The 14,972-nt window shown below is 45.5% G+C and carries 14 protein-coding genes; 6 read left to right on the forward strand and 8 right to left on the reverse strand.

Translation table 11 applies throughout. From position 1 onward, the window contains the following. Positions 1 to 16 precede the first annotated feature (16 nt). The 5 genes from meaB to KN811_RS09215 all read left to right on the forward strand — a co-directional run bounded on the left by meaB (position 17) and on the right by KN811_RS09215 (position 5,065). Positions 17 to 1,096, forward strand: a complete 1,080-nt coding sequence (gene meaB / locus KN811_RS09195; protein WP_187965741.1) for a methylmalonyl Co-A mutase-associated GTPase MeaB — start codon at positions 17 to 19, stop codon at positions 1,094 to 1,096. A 182-nt stretch (positions 1,097 to 1,278) separates the two neighbouring features. Continuing rightward, positions 1,279 to 1,992 (forward strand): glycosyltransferase, encoded by a 714-nt coding sequence (locus KN811_RS09200; protein ID WP_187965742.1) that lies wholly within the window; start codon positions 1,279 to 1,281, stop codon positions 1,990 to 1,992. Next, positions 1,993 to 2,616, forward strand: coding sequence for a lipid-A-disaccharide synthase N-terminal domain-containing protein (locus KN811_RS09205; RefSeq protein WP_187965743.1), 624 nt, complete (start codon positions 1,993 to 1,995; stop codon positions 2,614 to 2,616). Further along, on the forward strand, positions 2,609 to 4,255 hold the full coding sequence (locus KN811_RS09210; protein WP_187965744.1) for an ArnT family glycosyltransferase: 1,647 nt from the start codon (positions 2,609 to 2,611) through the stop codon (positions 4,253 to 4,255). The genes KN811_RS09205 and KN811_RS09210 overlap by 8 nt, the downstream gene beginning before the upstream one ends. Before the next feature lie 126 nt (positions 4,256 to 4,381). After that, a complete protein-coding gene (locus KN811_RS09215) occupies positions 4,382 to 5,065 on the forward strand; it encodes a hypothetical protein (RefSeq protein WP_187965745.1) in 684 nt (227 codons plus the stop codon). A 13-nt stretch (positions 5,066 to 5,078) separates the two neighbouring features. On the opposite strand, the gene KN811_RS09220 is transcribed toward KN811_RS09215, so the two are convergent. The 7 genes from KN811_RS09220 to ruvX form a co-directional block, all read right to left on the reverse strand. Beyond that, positions 5,079 to 5,660 carry a phosphatase PAP2 family protein gene (locus KN811_RS09220; RefSeq protein ID WP_187965746.1) on the reverse strand — a complete coding sequence of 194 codons (582 nt, stop codon included), beginning with the start codon at positions 5,658 to 5,660 and terminating at the stop codon, positions 5,079 to 5,081. Positions 5,661 to 5,812: 152 nt separating this feature from the next. Further along, positions 5,813 to 6,037, reverse strand: coding sequence for a hypothetical protein (locus KN811_RS09225; protein WP_187965747.1), 225 nt, complete (start codon positions 6,035 to 6,037; stop codon positions 5,813 to 5,815). 50 nt (positions 6,038 to 6,087) lie between these two features. Next, positions 6,088 to 7,479, reverse strand: coding sequence for an MATE family efflux transporter (locus KN811_RS09230; protein WP_187965748.1), 1,392 nt, complete (start codon positions 7,477 to 7,479; stop codon positions 6,088 to 6,090). Positions 7,480 to 7,735: 256 nt separating this feature from the next. Further along, entirely contained in the window at positions 7,736 to 8,515 is a 780-nt protein-coding gene (mazG, locus tag KN811_RS09235) for a nucleoside triphosphate pyrophosphohydrolase (protein WP_187965749.1), read from the reverse strand. Positions 8,516 to 8,727: 212 nt separating this feature from the next. Then, positions 8,728 to 9,189, reverse strand: a complete 462-nt coding sequence (locus KN811_RS09240) for a DUF5606 family protein (RefSeq protein WP_187965750.1) — start codon at positions 9,187 to 9,189, stop codon at positions 8,728 to 8,730. Positions 9,190 to 9,352: 163 nt separating this feature from the next. Then, complete coding sequence (gene def, locus KN811_RS09245) at positions 9,353 to 9,943, reverse strand: peptide deformylase (protein ID WP_187965751.1); 591 nt, start codon at positions 9,941 to 9,943, stop codon at positions 9,353 to 9,355. Between the two features lie 259 nt (positions 9,944 to 10,202). Further along, on the reverse strand, positions 10,203 to 10,613 hold the full coding sequence (gene ruvX / locus KN811_RS09250) for a Holliday junction resolvase RuvX (protein WP_187965752.1): 411 nt from the start codon (positions 10,611 to 10,613) through the stop codon (positions 10,203 to 10,205). Positions 10,614 to 10,831: 218 nt separating this feature from the next. Between ruvX and KN811_RS09255 the strand changes: the two genes are divergently transcribed. Further along, positions 10,832 to 11,647, forward strand: a complete 816-nt coding sequence (locus KN811_RS09255; protein WP_187965753.1) for a 2,3,4,5-tetrahydropyridine-2,6-dicarboxylate N-succinyltransferase — start codon at positions 10,832 to 10,834, stop codon at positions 11,645 to 11,647. Between the two features lie 124 nt (positions 11,648 to 11,771). On the opposite strand, the gene secDF is transcribed toward KN811_RS09255, so the two are convergent. After that, positions 11,772 to 14,780: a protein translocase subunit SecDF gene (gene secDF / locus KN811_RS09260; RefSeq protein WP_187965754.1), complete on the reverse strand. Its 3,009-nt coding sequence runs from the start codon at positions 14,778 to 14,780 to the stop codon at positions 11,772 to 11,774. Between the last annotated feature and the right edge of the window lie 192 nt (positions 14,781 to 14,972).

Raw genomic sequence — 14,972 nt, forward strand, 5'->3', positions numbered from 1 at the left:
GTTAAAAACCTTCTTTTTGAGTACAAAGCAAAAATCAATACCCGGAAGTGAAGGGAGTCCCCGAAAAGATACTCCCAAAAGCCCTGTTGCTGCTAAGCTGAAGAAAAAAAGAACACAGCCTTCCCCGGACGAACTGGCTTCCGGGATCATTTCCGGTGATGTGGTGGCCCTGAGCCGTGCTATCACCCTGGTGGAGAGTACCCAGCCAAGACATGCCGAACATGCACAATCTGTCATTGAAAAATGTTTGCCTTATGCCAACAGATCCGTGCGAATAGGCATTACCGGGGTTCCCGGTGCGGGCAAGAGCACTTTTATAGAAACTTTCGGAAAACACCTCACTTCTCTCGGTAAAAAGGTAGCCGTACTCGCCGTGGATCCCAGCAGTTCCATAAGCGGAGGCAGTATCCTGGGCGATAAGACCCGGATGGAAGAACTGGTAAAGGACAAAAACGCTTTTATCCGCCCTTCTCCTTCCGGAACTTCACTGGGCGGGGTGGCCCGGAAAACGCGCGAAACCATCCTGCTATGTGAAGCCTGCGGTTTTGACACCATTATCGTGGAAACCGTTGGTGTGGGACAGGGAGAAACCGCAGTACACGGCATGGTAGACTTTTTCCTGCTGCTGAAACTGGCCGGCGCAGGCGACGAACTCCAGGGCATTAAACGGGGGATTATGGAAATGGCCGATGCCGTCGTTATCAATAAGGCAGACGGCGACAATGAAAAAGCCGCCAAAAAGGCCAGAGCAGAGTTTGCCAGGGCACTTCACCTCTATCCACCCAAGGAAAACGGCTGGGTTCCCAAAGTACTTACTGCATCTGCCCTGAAAAACAGAGGTATTGCGGAGATTTGGGAACTCGTCGAAAAATATACCGGGAAAAACAGGAAAAACGGCTATTTTGATCGTAAAAGATCGGAACAAAACAAATATTGGCTCCTGCAAACCATTGAAGACCGGCTGAAAACAAGTTTTTACCAGGATAAAAACGTAAAAAAGACACTGACCGAAGAGCTCGCCGCCCTGGAAAAGAACGAAACCACACCCTTTGCCGCCGCCCGGAAATTGCTGGACCTGTGGAACCGGATTCAGTGATCGGTGGTCGGTACTCGGTATTCGGTGATCGGTATTCTGTGGTCAGTTTTTATACTGATTACCGACCACCGAATACTGAATACCGAATATTTAATGAGGAAATTACATATTTTTTTAACATATTTGCGCGTTGAAAGTGACTGAACCTGGCTCTGCCTGGTTTCAGAGATTATTGAAATATAATGAATTACGAGTTTACCATAATCGTTCCGATCTATAACGAACAAGACAATCTTGAACGTTTAGAGCAAGAACTCAGCAGGTATGTTTCCAGGACCCGCACAAAGGCAAAAGTACTCCTTATCAATGACGGTTCGAGCGACCGCAGCCAGGAGCTTATCGAGAATATCTGCACACGGAACGAGGCTTTTCACTTTCTTGAATTTGCAGAGAACAGGGGGTTGAGTGCCGCCATAAAGGCCGGGTTTGACCACGTAGACACCGAATTGCTGGGATATATGGACTCAGATCTGCAAACCTCCCCCGAGGATTTCGACCTTCTTCTGGAACATATCGGCGAATACGACCTGGTTACCGGGGTAAGGGCCGACCGCAAAGATTCTTTCGTAAAGAATATGTCCTCCGCCATTGCCAATAAGATAAGACGTACCTTTACCCATGACGGCATGGACGATACAGGCTGTCCCCTCAAGGTCATCAAGACCGAATATGCCCGGCGCATACCCATGTTCAAGGGTTTACATCGATTTTTGCCGGCCATGATATTATTGCAGAACGGCAAGATCATCCAGATCCCCGTACGCCACTTTCCCAGAACGGCAGGCCAGGCTAAATTCGGGCTTTGGAACAGGTTATTGGGGCCGCTTATAGATTGCTTCGCATACCTCTGGATGAAGAAGAAATACATCAACTATACCATAGCCAAGAAAGGATAAATGCAAGACTGGATCATCTATTCCATCGGTTTTTTTGCCCAAATACTGTTTTCCGCAAGGCTACTGCTGCAATGGATCCTTTCTGAAAAAAGTAAAACAGTGCTCACCCCCCGCTTCTTCTGGCAACTGAGCCTGCTCGCCTCTTTTTTATTATTTATTTACGGGTACCTGAGGCACGATTTTGCCATTATGCTGGGACAAACTCTAACGTATTTTATATACATACGCAATATCCAGATACAAGGGGAATGGAAGAAATTTCCGTGGGCCTTTCGTACTTTTTTATGGCTCTTTCCGTTCTTAATGGTGATCTATTATTACAACAATAACAAATTCGACCTTCAAAATCTTTTTCAGAATGACAATATTCCGCTATGGCTGTTATTGCTCGGAAGTGTCGCACAGGTTATCTTTACTTTTCGTTTTGTTTACCAGTGGATATATTCCGAAAAGAGAAAAGAATCGAGCCTGCCCAGGGGATTTTGGGTGCTTAGCCTTACAGGGGCCCTGCTCATCCTTTCCTATGCCATACTGAGGAAAGACCCTGTATTGCTGATAGGCCACCTGTTTGGAAGTGTGATTTACATACGAAACCTGATGATATTAAATAAGCAACATGACTAAGATCCTGGAAAGATACCCGGTTATTATACTTCTGCTGGTTTGCCTTGTTATCTTTTTTTGTAACCTCAATGAGCTTTATGTAAACATCATGGAGGCGAGGAATTTTGTCACCGCCCGGGAAATGCTTACCGAAAACAATTGGTTGCTCACCACGCTCAATGGCCTTCCGCGTTACGAAAAACCACCGCTGCCCACGTGGCTTACTGCACTTTCTGCAACTGTTTTCGGGATGAAAAGCCTTTTTGCCCTTCGTCTCCCCGCGGCACTGGCAGCAACTCTAATGGTATGGATGATGTACAGATTAAACCTGAAAGTGCATCAGAATAAAAGATCTGGTTTGTTTGCCGGGCTTATCCTGGCCACATCCTTTTATGTGATCTTTTCCGGCCGTAACGGGCAATGGGACATTTTCACCCATGCCTTTATGCTGACCTCCATCTATTTTCTCTACACCCTTTTCGAAGAGGAAAAACAAATGTGGAAAAATGCATTGCTAGCCGGTATTTTTGCAGGGGCCTCTTTTCTGAGCAAAGGCCCTGTTTCGCTCTATACGCTCTTTCTTCCGTTTCTCATCGCCTACGGTGTGGCCTACAAGTACAGAAATTTCACAAAAAAAATACTTCCTGCTATCCTTTTTATTGCGGTTATGATTGTTTCGGGCCTCTGGTGGTTTGTTTATGTAAGGATAGCCGACCCCGAGACATTTGTGGCCATTGCCTCGGAAGAAGCGACCAACTGGGGAAGCTATAACATAAGGCCGTTTTACTATTACTGGAGCTTCTTTACACAAAGCGGTATATGGACCATTCCGGCCTTTGTAGGTCTGCTCTACCCCTACCTGAAAAACCGCGTCAGCGACAAAAAAGCCTATCTCTTCTCTTTGTTGTGGACCATAAGCTCCGTGGTACTGCTTTCGGTGATCCCCGAAAAAAAATCGCGCTACCTGCTGCCGGTCCTTCTGCCGCTGGCCATGAACACCGCCTTTTATATAGAATATCTCGTACGTACGTTTGCAAGCCTGAAAAACAAAAAGGAAACCTTCCCCGTATATTTTAATTTCGGGCTGATAGCCCTTATCGGTGTTTCCTTCCCTGTTGCAGGATATATTTTCTTTAGAAAGGAATTACAGGGGCTCTGGCTACCGTTTATCCTCGCTTCGATATTCCTGTTCGGCATCGGTGTCCTGATGTTCAGGCACCTTGCTAAAAAGAACATACAACATGTATTTCTGCTTACGATAGCCTTTATAATGAGTATTATTCTCTTCGGGTTTCCGTTGGAAAACACGTTTAGCAATGACAATACCGCTTTTAACAATATAGACCGCCTTGCAGCCCAGGCTGCCCGGGAAAACATCAATATCTATTCTTTCGGTGAACAGGCTCCGGAAATGATCTGGGAATACAAGAAAATAGCCCCTCGCCTCGATGCAAAGAGCCCTGTAAGGGTTCCTGAGGAAAATAGCTTCGGAGTGCTGGTTACGCTGTCCGAAGAAACAGAATTTAAACGTATATTTGCTACGGATTTCAACATCCGGCTAAAAGAGACTTTCGATATTAACTACACTGCCGGCAAGGAAGAAAGGAATTACAGGGAAAGGTTGGTAAGCCGGTATTACATTTTGAACAAAAAACCCTAAAAAGTCGGAAGTTCGAAGTCCGGAGTCAGAAGTAGAATTAATTCATAAGCAAAACTTCGGATCTCAGATTTTCAACTCCCGGTTGCTGAGCAAAGTCGAAGCATCGGACCTAAAAAAACAGCATCCATGAAGAATTTAAGTAAAATAGAGACTCTCGGTTATATGTTCCTCATCATCACCTTTGTGAACAGCCTCTATTTTGGTTTTACCGATGTCCTGCTTTTTGACGAGCATTACGCCCAGGAAGACGGCCTCGTAGAAAATGAAACAGCACTAATGTTGCTGGGTATAAGCCTGCTTTGTCTGTATCATCTTTTCCGCCTCTGGAAATTCAAAAAACCCCTCTGGAAACTGGGGACCATAGTCTTTGCCATTCTCTTCTTCTTTGCCGCCGGGGAGGAAATATCCTGGGGCCAGCGCGTTTTCGGGGTAGAATCCGGAGAATTTTTTCTGGAAAACAATGCTCAGGGAGAGACCAACCTCCACAATCTTGTAGTGGGCGACACCAAATTGAATAAATTAATATTCAGCCAATTACTTATGGTTGTCATGGTACTGTATCTCGTGGTAACCCCTATCTTATACCGGAAAGTGCAATGGATCAAAAACCTGGCCGACACCTTTGCAGTCCCCATCGTGGAATGGCGGCATACCATCGCTTTTATTATCTGCACCATCCTGGTAAGCATTATTCCGGCCGACAGGAAATGGGAAGTATACGAACTGGCCTTCGGGGTTATTTTCTTTCTGATCTTCCTGAGCCCGTTCAACAATCATATTTTTCGGGGAAAAGACCAGGTGAAGGATTAATTTTTGTTGTTTTTTACGAGTTGAAACGGTCTTTTCTAAATATTTTTTTTGAAAGCAATCTCAACACTGCGTAAAACAGCCATCCGCCAAGTAGCCCGAAGACCATTCCCGTAACAATATCCAGGGGAAAATGTACACCGAGATAGATCCTGCTGTACGACACTACCAGTGCCCACACCAGTAATATCAGGGGTATGGAGCGGTAATGCTGTTTAAACAACAGGGAAAAGAACGTGGCCACAGCAAAAGTACTGGCGGCATGTGCAGAAAAGTACCCGAATTTCCCGCCGCATTTTACAATACGCATCCTGTCTTCCAGCGAAGGGGTATGACACGGGCGAAGACGCTCAAAACCGTATTTGAACACGTTGGCCAGCTGGTCCGTAAAAGCGATCATCAGGGCCGTAGCTACCAAAATAAGCACGGTAGGCTTCCAGCCAAATTTCCTGAAGCATAAATACAGCAAAACCAGATAAAGGGGAATAGAAGTGAATTTATCTGTTATAAAAAGCCAGAACCCGTCCCAGCTTTCCGTTCCGAGATTGTTGAGGAACAAAAAGAGTTCCTGGTCGTATTCTATGATCTTGTCGAGCATCTTGGTTCAATGTTCAAAGTTCAAGGTTTTGGTCCCTGAGCCCTTCGGTTAAACTCAGGGTAAACCAAAGTCGAAGGGAAGGTTTAGGGTTTTTATCGGCCCTGAGTGAAGCCAAAGCCCATCAACCAACTTCGTACTTCAGACTTCCGACTTCATTCATACCTGCCGACCTCCCGGTCGTAGAAATCGTTAGCCTCCTGTATCAGGTTCCCGGCTTCGGTCTCCAGTTCCTTCTCGTCCGCAGGATCGAAATCTTCCAGCCATTCCACTTCGTCATTGGCCAGGTTGATGATAAAACGGGGATAATCGGTATGAATAATAAAGATCGCATCGGGATGATCGGTGTTGTCCCCCAGTAAAAATTTCGGAAGTTCCATGTTTTTTATCGTATAAATTCGTTATTCCTCTTGGTTTCCCTGCCAGTTCCTTATACTCCGGCCGGGCTTTTGTCCTTACTTCTTATCAGGCGTTGTGTAAGGCGATTAAACCGGATATACAACAATACCGCCGAAACTGAAAGCCCCACCAGGAGCCCCATCCATATCCCGGTACTTCCCCATTCGGTATGCAATCCGAGATAATATGAAATGGGAAAACCAATGATCCAGTATGCGACAAAGGTAATAAAAGTGGGGATCTTAACATCCTGCAGGCCCCTCAATGCTCCGAGCACGGCCACCTGTACTCCATCTGATATCTGGAAAACAGCGGCCACCATGAGCAATTTGGCGGCTATGGCCATCACCTCGAAATTATCGGCCTGGTTGGATATATCGTGCTGGTCGAGGTACATGGTAGGTAGCCAGTCGCGGAATATCCAGAAGCAAAGGGCAAATATAACATCGAGAATGATCGTCAGGAAAAACACGGAAAAGGCAATCCTGCGCAGCTCATGAAAGTTCCGAAGCCCCTTCTGGTTTCCCACCCGGATCATGGCAGCCACACTGAGCCCGGTAGCCACCATAAAGGTCATGCTCGACAGGTTCAGTGCTATCTGATTGGCCGCCTGTGGGTTTTTGCCCAGCACCCCGCTCAACCAGATCGCGGCAGTGAAGATCGCTACTTCAAACAACATCTGTAAGGCGGACGGAAAACCGAGGTTGATGATCTTCGCAAACATCGCCTTGCTGTATTCCCTCAATTTTAACCCGGTTATATAACCGTGGAATTTTTTGTTCTGCCGGAACAGGAACCAGATAAAGATCACCATGATCACCCTGGATACCAGTGTCCCTATCGCCGCCCCGATAATACCCATTTTCGGGAAGCCCAGGTTACCGAAGATCAACAGGTAGTTCAGGCTTATATTTATGATATTGGCCAGTACTGTGGCATACATGGCATATTTGGTTTCGGAAAGCCCGTCAGAAAACTGTTTTAAGGCCTGGAACATGATCATCGGGATCAATGAAAAAGCCACGAGGTCCAGATAAGGCATGGCATATTCTACCACTTCGCCCGGCTGGTCCATGATATACATCAGGGGCTTGGCAAACAGCAGTATGGCAAACAGTAACAGCCCCAATCCCGTGCACAATATAAGCCCGTGTTTCAGGGCCGCCCTTCCCTTATTTACATCCCCTGCTCCGTCGGCTTCGGCTACCAGGGGCGTAATAGCGGTAGAAAAACCTATCCCCAGGGATATGGCAATAAACACAAAACTATTGCCCAGGGATACTGCAGCGAGTTCGGCCGTACCCAGTTGCCCTACCATGACATTATCGGCAAAGGCTACGAAAGTATGCCCGAGCATGCCCAGCATCACCGGAAATGACAATTTTAAATTATAGGAAAATTCCCTGGTATATTGTGCTAACATTTGCTATGAATTGAATGGGCAAAGATAAAAATTTGGACGCTGTAAATCTTGCCCTCCGGACAATTAACATCTTTTTTTAAAAGAAGCGTTTCACAAAGGAGCCTCATTCATTTTACCAGAAGGGCCGACACAGATATATCCGGAAGGAAAGGGGATATTTTTCTTTTCCTGCATTTTTGTAAGGGGTGAAAATCTTTCACCCGAACAGGCTGAAAAGCCTGTACAGATCTGAATATCTGAAATTTTTAAATTCCGGTTATTTAAAAAAGTCTTTTGATTTATTCCAGTGGACATCCATTTCATCCAGGGACATATCCTTGAGGTTTTTTTGAGAAGCCGCCGCCTTTTCCTCGAGGTACCGGAATCTTTTTATGAATTTCTTGTTGGTCCTTTCCAGGGCATTTTCGGGATTAATATTGAGGAAACGGGCATAGTTTATCATACTGAAAAGGACATCCCCAAACTCGGCTTCCATTTGGTCGGCATCATTTTTTTTCACTTCTTCCTGGAACTCTCCGAGTTCTTCCTGCAGTTTTTCCCATACCTGTGAGGGCTCTTCCCAATCAAAGCCCACTCCGGCCACCTTATCCTGTATCCTGTTGGCTTTGACCAGGGCGGGAAGGCTTTGCGGAACGCCTTCCAGCACACTTTTCTTGCCTTCCTTCAGTTTGAGGTTCTCCCAGTTCCTTTTCACATCTTCTTCCCCGTTGACTTTTACATCACCGTAAATATGCGGGTGACGGGCAATGAGTTTTTCGCAGATGGTATTGGCTACATCGCCGATGTCAAAATCCCTTGTTTCGCTTCCTATCTTTGCGTAAAAGACAATATGAAGCAATACGTCCCCAAGTTCTTTCTTTACCTCATCCAGGTCTTTGTCCAGGATGGCATCGCCCAGTTCGTAGACTTCTTCGATGGTAAGATGGCGAAGGCTTTGCATGGTCTGTTTTCTGTCCCACGGGCATTGCTCCCTGAGTTCATCCATAATGGTGAGTAAGCGGTCCAATGCCTTTAGTTGTTCTTCCCTGGAATTCATCTGCTTAGTATTTTAAGTTGGTTTCGGGTAGTATTTTGCTTTTGCGATATTAGATATATAAGCCGGATATTAAAAATATTCGGGCTAAAAAAGAAGAGGATGTTTTCTGAAAAGTCCTGTAAATCGTCATGGGACCCTGAAACAAGTTCAGGGTGACGCAACATAAAGACTGCTTTCAGAAGACATCCTCTTCCCCTATCCGACAGGCAATTTTATTCTTTGGTTATCGTACTTTCTTCTTTCCCCCCTTCTTCTCCGGTCTTTTCTTCTTCTCCGGAAGCTTCCGCTTCAAAATCGGTAATTCCCTTGGAATGCAGCAAATTGTACCACTGGATGATCTTTTTGATATCCCCCGGATACACCTTATCTTCATCGTAGTCCGGAAGCACTTCAAAAAAATATTCCTCCAGCTTCACCTTGTCTTCTTTATGGCTTACAGATGTCTGTCCGCCATCTTCTTTTTCCTTGATCTTACCAAACACTTCCCGAAGAGGAACTTCTTCCTTCAGGGTATAGATCGCTATTTCAGAGAGCAGGCTTACATTGCTTCGCAATCCCACCGTAATGCGTTTGCCATCGATCAGGGATTCTGCGACAAAGCCGCTCCTGGTCTGTGTTTTCAATTCATATAATCCGGGTTTTCCGGAAATGGCCAGTATCTTGTCTAAACTCATATATAAAAGTTTATAGTTTAATGGTTATAGTTCTAAGCTTTAGGGGACGAATCCCCCTCCCCCTTCGGGACCTCCCCCCAATGGGGGAGGAATTCTTCTTTTTATATTATTTGTTGACCCGATAATTTTTTCCCCTTTGGGGAGATGCCAAAGGCAGAGGGGATCAGCGGGCTTTTTTGGCTTCCGGGAAGCGCATTTTATAATCTACTTTGATCTTTCCTTTGGAAATATTGGCCAGTTTACCTTTGAGAAGCCGCTTTTTCAAGGGAGACAGCTTATCGGTGAACAATATGCCCTCAATGTGGTCGTATTCGTGCTGAATGACCCTGGCGATCAACCCGTCATATTCTTCTACGTGCTTAACGAATTTTTCGTCGTAATATTCTATTTTTATTTTTTCTTCCCTGGAAACGTCTTCACGGATATTGGGAATGCTGAGGCAACCTTCGTTAAACGCCCATTCTTCACCGGTTTCTTCCAGTATCCTGGCATTGATAAATGCTTTTTTGAAATCCTTTAGTTGCTCCTGCTCTTCCGTGTCCAGGTCTTCGTCCTCCGCAAAGGGGCTGGCATCGATGACGAAAAGCCGGATCGGCAATCCTACCTGGGGCGCTGCCAGTCCTACACCATAGGCATTGTACATGGTTTCGAACATACTGGCTACCAGTCCGCCCAGGTCGGGGTAGTTTTCGTCTATTTCCTCGGTCTTCTTTCTCAAAACGGGGTCGCCATAGGCAACTATAGGTAATATCATCTTAATACAATTTATTCAAATTAACTCAATGCACAACAAAATTCATCTTCAGGTCAAGTTCCGGTTGATCAAAAGATTGATACGAAATTGATCCCGCTACGCGGGAAGGTTGAAGGAGATTGAAACGCTTTTAAATCAATCTCCCGATAGCTATCGGGATTCAATCTTCCACCAATCTTCTATCATCTTTTATACGAAAACCAACACTCTCATAAATCCAACCTCTTTTAAAACAAATTTTGTCACACACCACAACAAATCACCCGCGAGACAGGTACGACTGCAATATAATGGTCGCACTTATCTCATCGATCAGGGCCTTGTTGCGGCGTTGCTTTTTTTTCAGGCCACTGTCTATCATGGTCTGGAAAGCCATTTTGGACGTAAACCGTTCGTCTACGCGTTCTACGGGGATGTCCGGCAGCTGTTTTTCCAGTGCTTTGAGGAAGACCTGGATATATTTTTCGCTTTCAGACGCTTCGTTGCTGTGCCGTTTCGGTTCTCCGACAACGATCCGCTCCACCTTCTCTTTCTGGGTATAATCCTTTAAAAAATCCATAAGTTCCGCAGTAGGCACAGTGGCAAGCCCGGACGCAATGATCTGCAATTCGTCCGTTACGGCTATTCCCGTACGCTTTGTTCCGTAATCTATGGCCAGTATTCTACCCATTTTATTTTTTGGCAAATTTAAGATTTAAATTGTTATAACTATAAAATTGCAAAGTATATTGAATTTAAGCCTTTATATTTGCTCTGTTTGGAGTCCTGGAGTTGAGGAGTTGGGGAGTTATTGACTAGCGGTGAATGGCGGCAGGGTGATACTCCAAAACTAAGAACTAAAAAACTCCAAAACTAAAGAGCAATAAAAATCACTATATAATTGACACTATGGAAAAGTTAAGAGAGATCATAGAGCATACCTGGGACAACAGGGAGCTGTTGAAGGAAGAGAGCACACAGCAAACCATACGGGAGGTCATCGGACTCCTGGACGAAGGCAAACTGAGGGTTGCCGAGCCTGTGAACAACGGCTGGCAGGTAAACGAATGGGTAAAAAAAGCCGTGGTGCTCTATTTCCCTATCCAGAAAATGGAAACTATTGAAGTAGGGCCGCTGGAATTTCACGATAAAATACCGTTAAAAAAGGATTATGCCGCCAAAGGCATCCGGGTAGTACCGCATGCTATTGCCCGTCACGGTGCCTATGTTTCCGGGGGGGTGATCATGATGCCGAGCTATGTGAATATAGGAGCCTATGTCGATGAAGGTACTATGGTGGACACCTGGGCCACAGTGGGCAGTTGTGCGCAAATCGGCAAGAACGTTCACCTCAGCGGTGGCGTGGGTATTGGCGGAGTACTGGAACCGCTGCAAGCCGCCCCGGTAATCATCGAAGACCATGCTTTCATCGGTTCGAGATGTATTGTTGTAGAAGGTGTACGCGTGGAAAAAGAGGCGGTTTTAGGAGCCAATGTTGTACTTACGGCTTCGACCAAGATCATTGATGTTACAGGAAGTGAACCTGTTGAAAACAAAGGAGTCGTTCCTGCCAGGTCGGTGGTCATTCCCGGAAGCTATACCAAGAAATTTGCCGCAGGTGAATACCAGGTGCCCTGTGCCCTGATTATCGGTAAGCGAAAGGCTTCTACGGACCTGAAGACTTCACTCAACGATGCCCTGAGGGAATACGATGTAGCTGTTTAAATATTTGACTTAGGATATAAGACATATGTCTTATATCTTGCATCTTATAGTCATACGTCATAAAAGAAAACCCCACCTGGAAACAAGTGGGGTTTTTCAATGATATTATTTCGGGATGAAAGGGCTATCCCTCTACTTCCGCTTCTTCTTCTTTTTCTTTCTTTTTTAATATATCCGCTCCTTTGTTCTTCAGGGTATCGAACATAATTGGTGTAGCTATGAACACTGAAGAGTAAGTACCTACAATAACGCCTATAATCAGGGCAAACATAAAGCCACGGATGGATTCTCCGCCAAAAATAAAAATAGCCAGGAGTACCACCAATGTAGTCAGTGAGGTGTTCAGCGTTCGGCTCAGGGTGCTGTTTATGGCGAGGTTAATATTTTTTCCTGCCTCCCAGCCCCTTTCGGAAGTGATCTCCCGAATACGGTCGAACACGACCACCGTATCGTTCAGGGAATAACCGATCACCGTAAGTATGGCCGCAATAAAGGCCTGGTCGATCTCCATATTGAACGGCATAAACTTATAGGTTAGCGAGAACACCCCAAGCACAACAAGCACATCGTGGAACACAGCAGCTACGGCACCCGTAGAGAACTGCCACTTGCGGAAACGCAACAGGATATACAGGAACACTATAACCAGCGAACCGACAATAGCCCACAACGCATTTCGCTTGATATCATCGGCAATGGTAGGGCCTACTTTAATAGACTGCATAATGCCGTACTGTTTGGAGTCTCCTCCGGTGACAAATTCACTTTCCGTCAATCCTTCCGGCAGGTGTTTTTGCAGGGAAGTATAAAGGATATTCTGGATCTCCTCATCTACTTCGGTCCCTTCTTCATCTACTTTATATTTGGTAGTCACTTTTACCTGGTTGGCAGCACCGAAAGTTTTTACTTCCACACTTCCGAGAGCATCTTCGAGTTCAGAAGCCAGTTCGGTCGGGTTTACCGGGTGTTCGAAACGTATTTGATAAGAACGCCCGCCGACGAAGTCCACACCCTGGTTCAATCCCATAGTAAGCAGGGAACCCAGTGCAATGATGATCAGGATACCGGAAATAGTATAAGACATCTTTCGTTTGCTCAGGAAGTCTACATTGATATTACGGAACAGATTTTTGGTGATCGGGGTAGAGAACTGAAGGGATTTTTTCCTTCCGATATACCAGTCCACCAAAAGCCTGGTGATAAAAATCGCCGTAAACAGAGAGGTGGCTATACCTATCATCAGTGTAGTGGCAAATCCCTGTATCGGTCCGGTACCGAAAATAAACAGGATCAATGCCGTAAGGCCTGTGGTAATATTCGCATCGAGAATGGAAGACAGGGCATTTCCAAAACCGTCGGCAACTGCCTGTTTTTGTCCTTTTCCTTTTAAGAGTTCTTCTTTGACCCTTTCAAAGATCAATACGTTGGCATCGACCGACATACCAATGGTCAACACTATACCCGCAATTCCGGGGAGTGTTAACACAGCGCCCAGTCCTGCCAGCACACCGAAGATCAACACAATGTTAAAGGTCAGGGCTACATCGGAGAACCATCCTGCACGGCCGTAATAGAACAACATCCACAGCAATACCAGTATCATAGCAATGATAAAAGACATCATTCCGCTGTTGATGGCTTCCTGTCCCAGTGACGGTCCTACGACCTCACTTTGTATAATATCGGCAGAAGCCGGCAATTTACCTGCGCGGAGTACGTTGGCAAGGTCAATGGCTTCGTTAAGCGAAAACTGCCCTGTTATCTCGGAGCTCCCGCCAGAAATAGGTCCGCTGGTTACTCCGGGAGCAGAATATACGATATTGTCGAGGACGATGGCTATAAAGCTCCCCTGGCGATAAGCCTTTCCGGTAAGCTCTTCCCATATTTTGGCTCCTTTACCGTCCATCTGCATGGAAACGGCAGGATTTCCCCTCTGGTCATAGGTTTGCTGGGCATCTACTACAACCCCTCCACTCAACGGGGGCTGATTTTCCCTGTTGGATTTCAGGGCATAGAGGTCAATCACCTCTTCGTTTATTCCCGGTTTACTCCACGCAAACCGCACATTTTGCAATTCGGCAGGGAGCAATTGTTTTATCTCGTGCATTTTCAGGTAATCATTCACCTGGGCAGTATCCTTGGTAGCAAAGCTCATCAACACCGGCCCTCCCTGGCCACCAGGTGCCACAGCGAGATCGAACAGGGGATTGGCCTGGCTCACAGCTTCCAGGGAATCCTGCTCGGCATCGGCCAGGAGCGAATCGATCTCGGAAGCATCTTCCGGTTTCGCAGCTTCATCCTTCTTTTCCGAAGTCTTAACTATATCTTTTAACCTTTGGTTTACCTGGAACAGGTATTGCATAACCTCTTCGTTCTTGAAAGTCTCCCAGAATTCCAGTTGTGCCGTGCTCTGCAACAGTTTTTGCACCCTGCCTATATCTTTGGCCCCCGGAAGTTCCACAAGGATACGCCCGGTAGTCCCGAGCCGCTGGATGTTGGGCTGCGTAACGCCAAAACGGTCTATACGTTTACGAAGTACTTCAAAAGCAGATACGATAGATTCATCCACTTTTCTGCGGATAACGGGTTTAACCTCGTTATCGGACATCTGGAAATTGATCTCTTCGCTGAGTATTTTGTTAGCAAAGATATCGGGAGATGCCAACTTGGCATCTCCTTTTATCGCTTCAAATTCCTGAAAGAATAGATCTACATAGGGCTTATCACTGTTCTTTGACGCTTTGTCTGCGTTGGCCAGGGCCTTGTTAAATACAGGGTCCTTGGAATTGTTGGCCAGTCCTTTTATAATATCCTTTACAGATATTTCCAGGATAACGTTTATTCCTCCTTTGAGGTCCAGTCCTTTGTTCAGCTCTTTATCCTTGGCCTCATTATAGGTAAAACTCGTAACTCCGATATCAAAAACCGTCTCATTACCTATGGAATCTAAATACCTGGTTTCTTCTGTCTCTCTTTTCGCTACGTAATTTTCCGTGCCTTCGGGAATTTTGTTAATTGCAAATGTTTTGGCACTGTCTTCCACTTTATTCGTAACAAAAGTGAAGGACAACTGGTAAATACTTACAATTCCAAATAAAATAGCAAAAAGCTTGATAAGTCCCTTGTTTTGCATTCTTATTCTTATTAATTAATCATTTTTTAGAAACGAGCAAATATATAATTTACAATAGGATTAAACAATTTATTTACGCGTTTTATTCCCTTAGTGTTTCGGAAACAGCAACTTACGCATATCCTACTGTAAATCAGCATATATACTAACAATTTTTCGGATAAAAAAAGTAAAAAAGAAGCTGCGCAGAAC

It is taken from the genome of Sinomicrobium weinanense, assembly GCF_018863395.1.
In the GTDB taxonomy this organism is placed as follows: Bacteria; Bacteroidota; Bacteroidia; order Flavobacteriales; family Flavobacteriaceae; genus Sinomicrobium; species Sinomicrobium weinanense.

What these genes read in the sequence shown, in the direction of transcription:
- KN811_RS09200 (WP_187965742.1), top strand. Translation starts at nt 1,279, where the DNA reads ATGAATTACGAGTTTACCATAATCGTTCCGATCTATAACGAACAAGAC.
- KN811_RS09205 (WP_187965743.1), top strand. Translation starts at nt 1,993, where the DNA reads ATGCAAGACTGGATCATCTATTCCATCGGTTTTTTTGCCCAAATACTG.
- KN811_RS09210 (WP_187965744.1), top strand. Translation starts at nt 2,609, where the DNA reads ATGACTAAGATCCTGGAAAGATACCCGGTTATTATACTTCTGCTGGTT.
- KN811_RS09215 (WP_187965745.1), top strand. Translation starts at nt 4,382, where the DNA reads ATGAAGAATTTAAGTAAAATAGAGACTCTCGGTTATATGTTCCTCATC.
- KN811_RS09220 (WP_187965746.1), bottom strand. Translation starts at nt 5,660, where the DNA reads ATGCTCGACAAGATCATAGAATACGACCAGGAACTCTTTTTGTTCCTC.
- KN811_RS09225 (WP_187965747.1), bottom strand. Translation starts at nt 6,037, where the DNA reads ATGGAACTTCCGAAATTTTTACTGGGGGACAACACCGATCATCCCGAT.
- KN811_RS09230 (WP_187965748.1), bottom strand. Translation starts at nt 7,479, where the DNA reads ATGTTAGCACAATATACCAGGGAATTTTCCTATAATTTAAAATTGTCA.
- mazG (WP_187965749.1), bottom strand. Translation starts at nt 8,515, where the DNA reads ATGAATTCCAGGGAAGAACAACTAAAGGCATTGGACCGCTTACTCACC.
- KN811_RS09240 (WP_187965750.1), bottom strand. Translation starts at nt 9,189, where the DNA reads ATGAGTTTAGACAAGATACTGGCCATTTCCGGAAAACCCGGATTATAT.
- def (WP_187965751.1), bottom strand. Translation starts at nt 9,943, where the DNA reads ATGATATTACCTATAGTTGCCTATGGCGACCCCGTTTTGAGAAAGAAG.
- ruvX (WP_187965752.1), bottom strand. Translation starts at nt 10,613, where the DNA reads ATGGGTAGAATACTGGCCATAGATTACGGAACAAAGCGTACGGGAATA.
- KN811_RS09255 (WP_187965753.1), top strand. Translation starts at nt 10,832, where the DNA reads ATGGAAAAGTTAAGAGAGATCATAGAGCATACCTGGGACAACAGGGAG.
- secDF (WP_187965754.1), bottom strand. Translation starts at nt 14,780, where the DNA reads ATGCAAAACAAGGGACTTATCAAGCTTTTTGCTATTTTATTTGGAATT.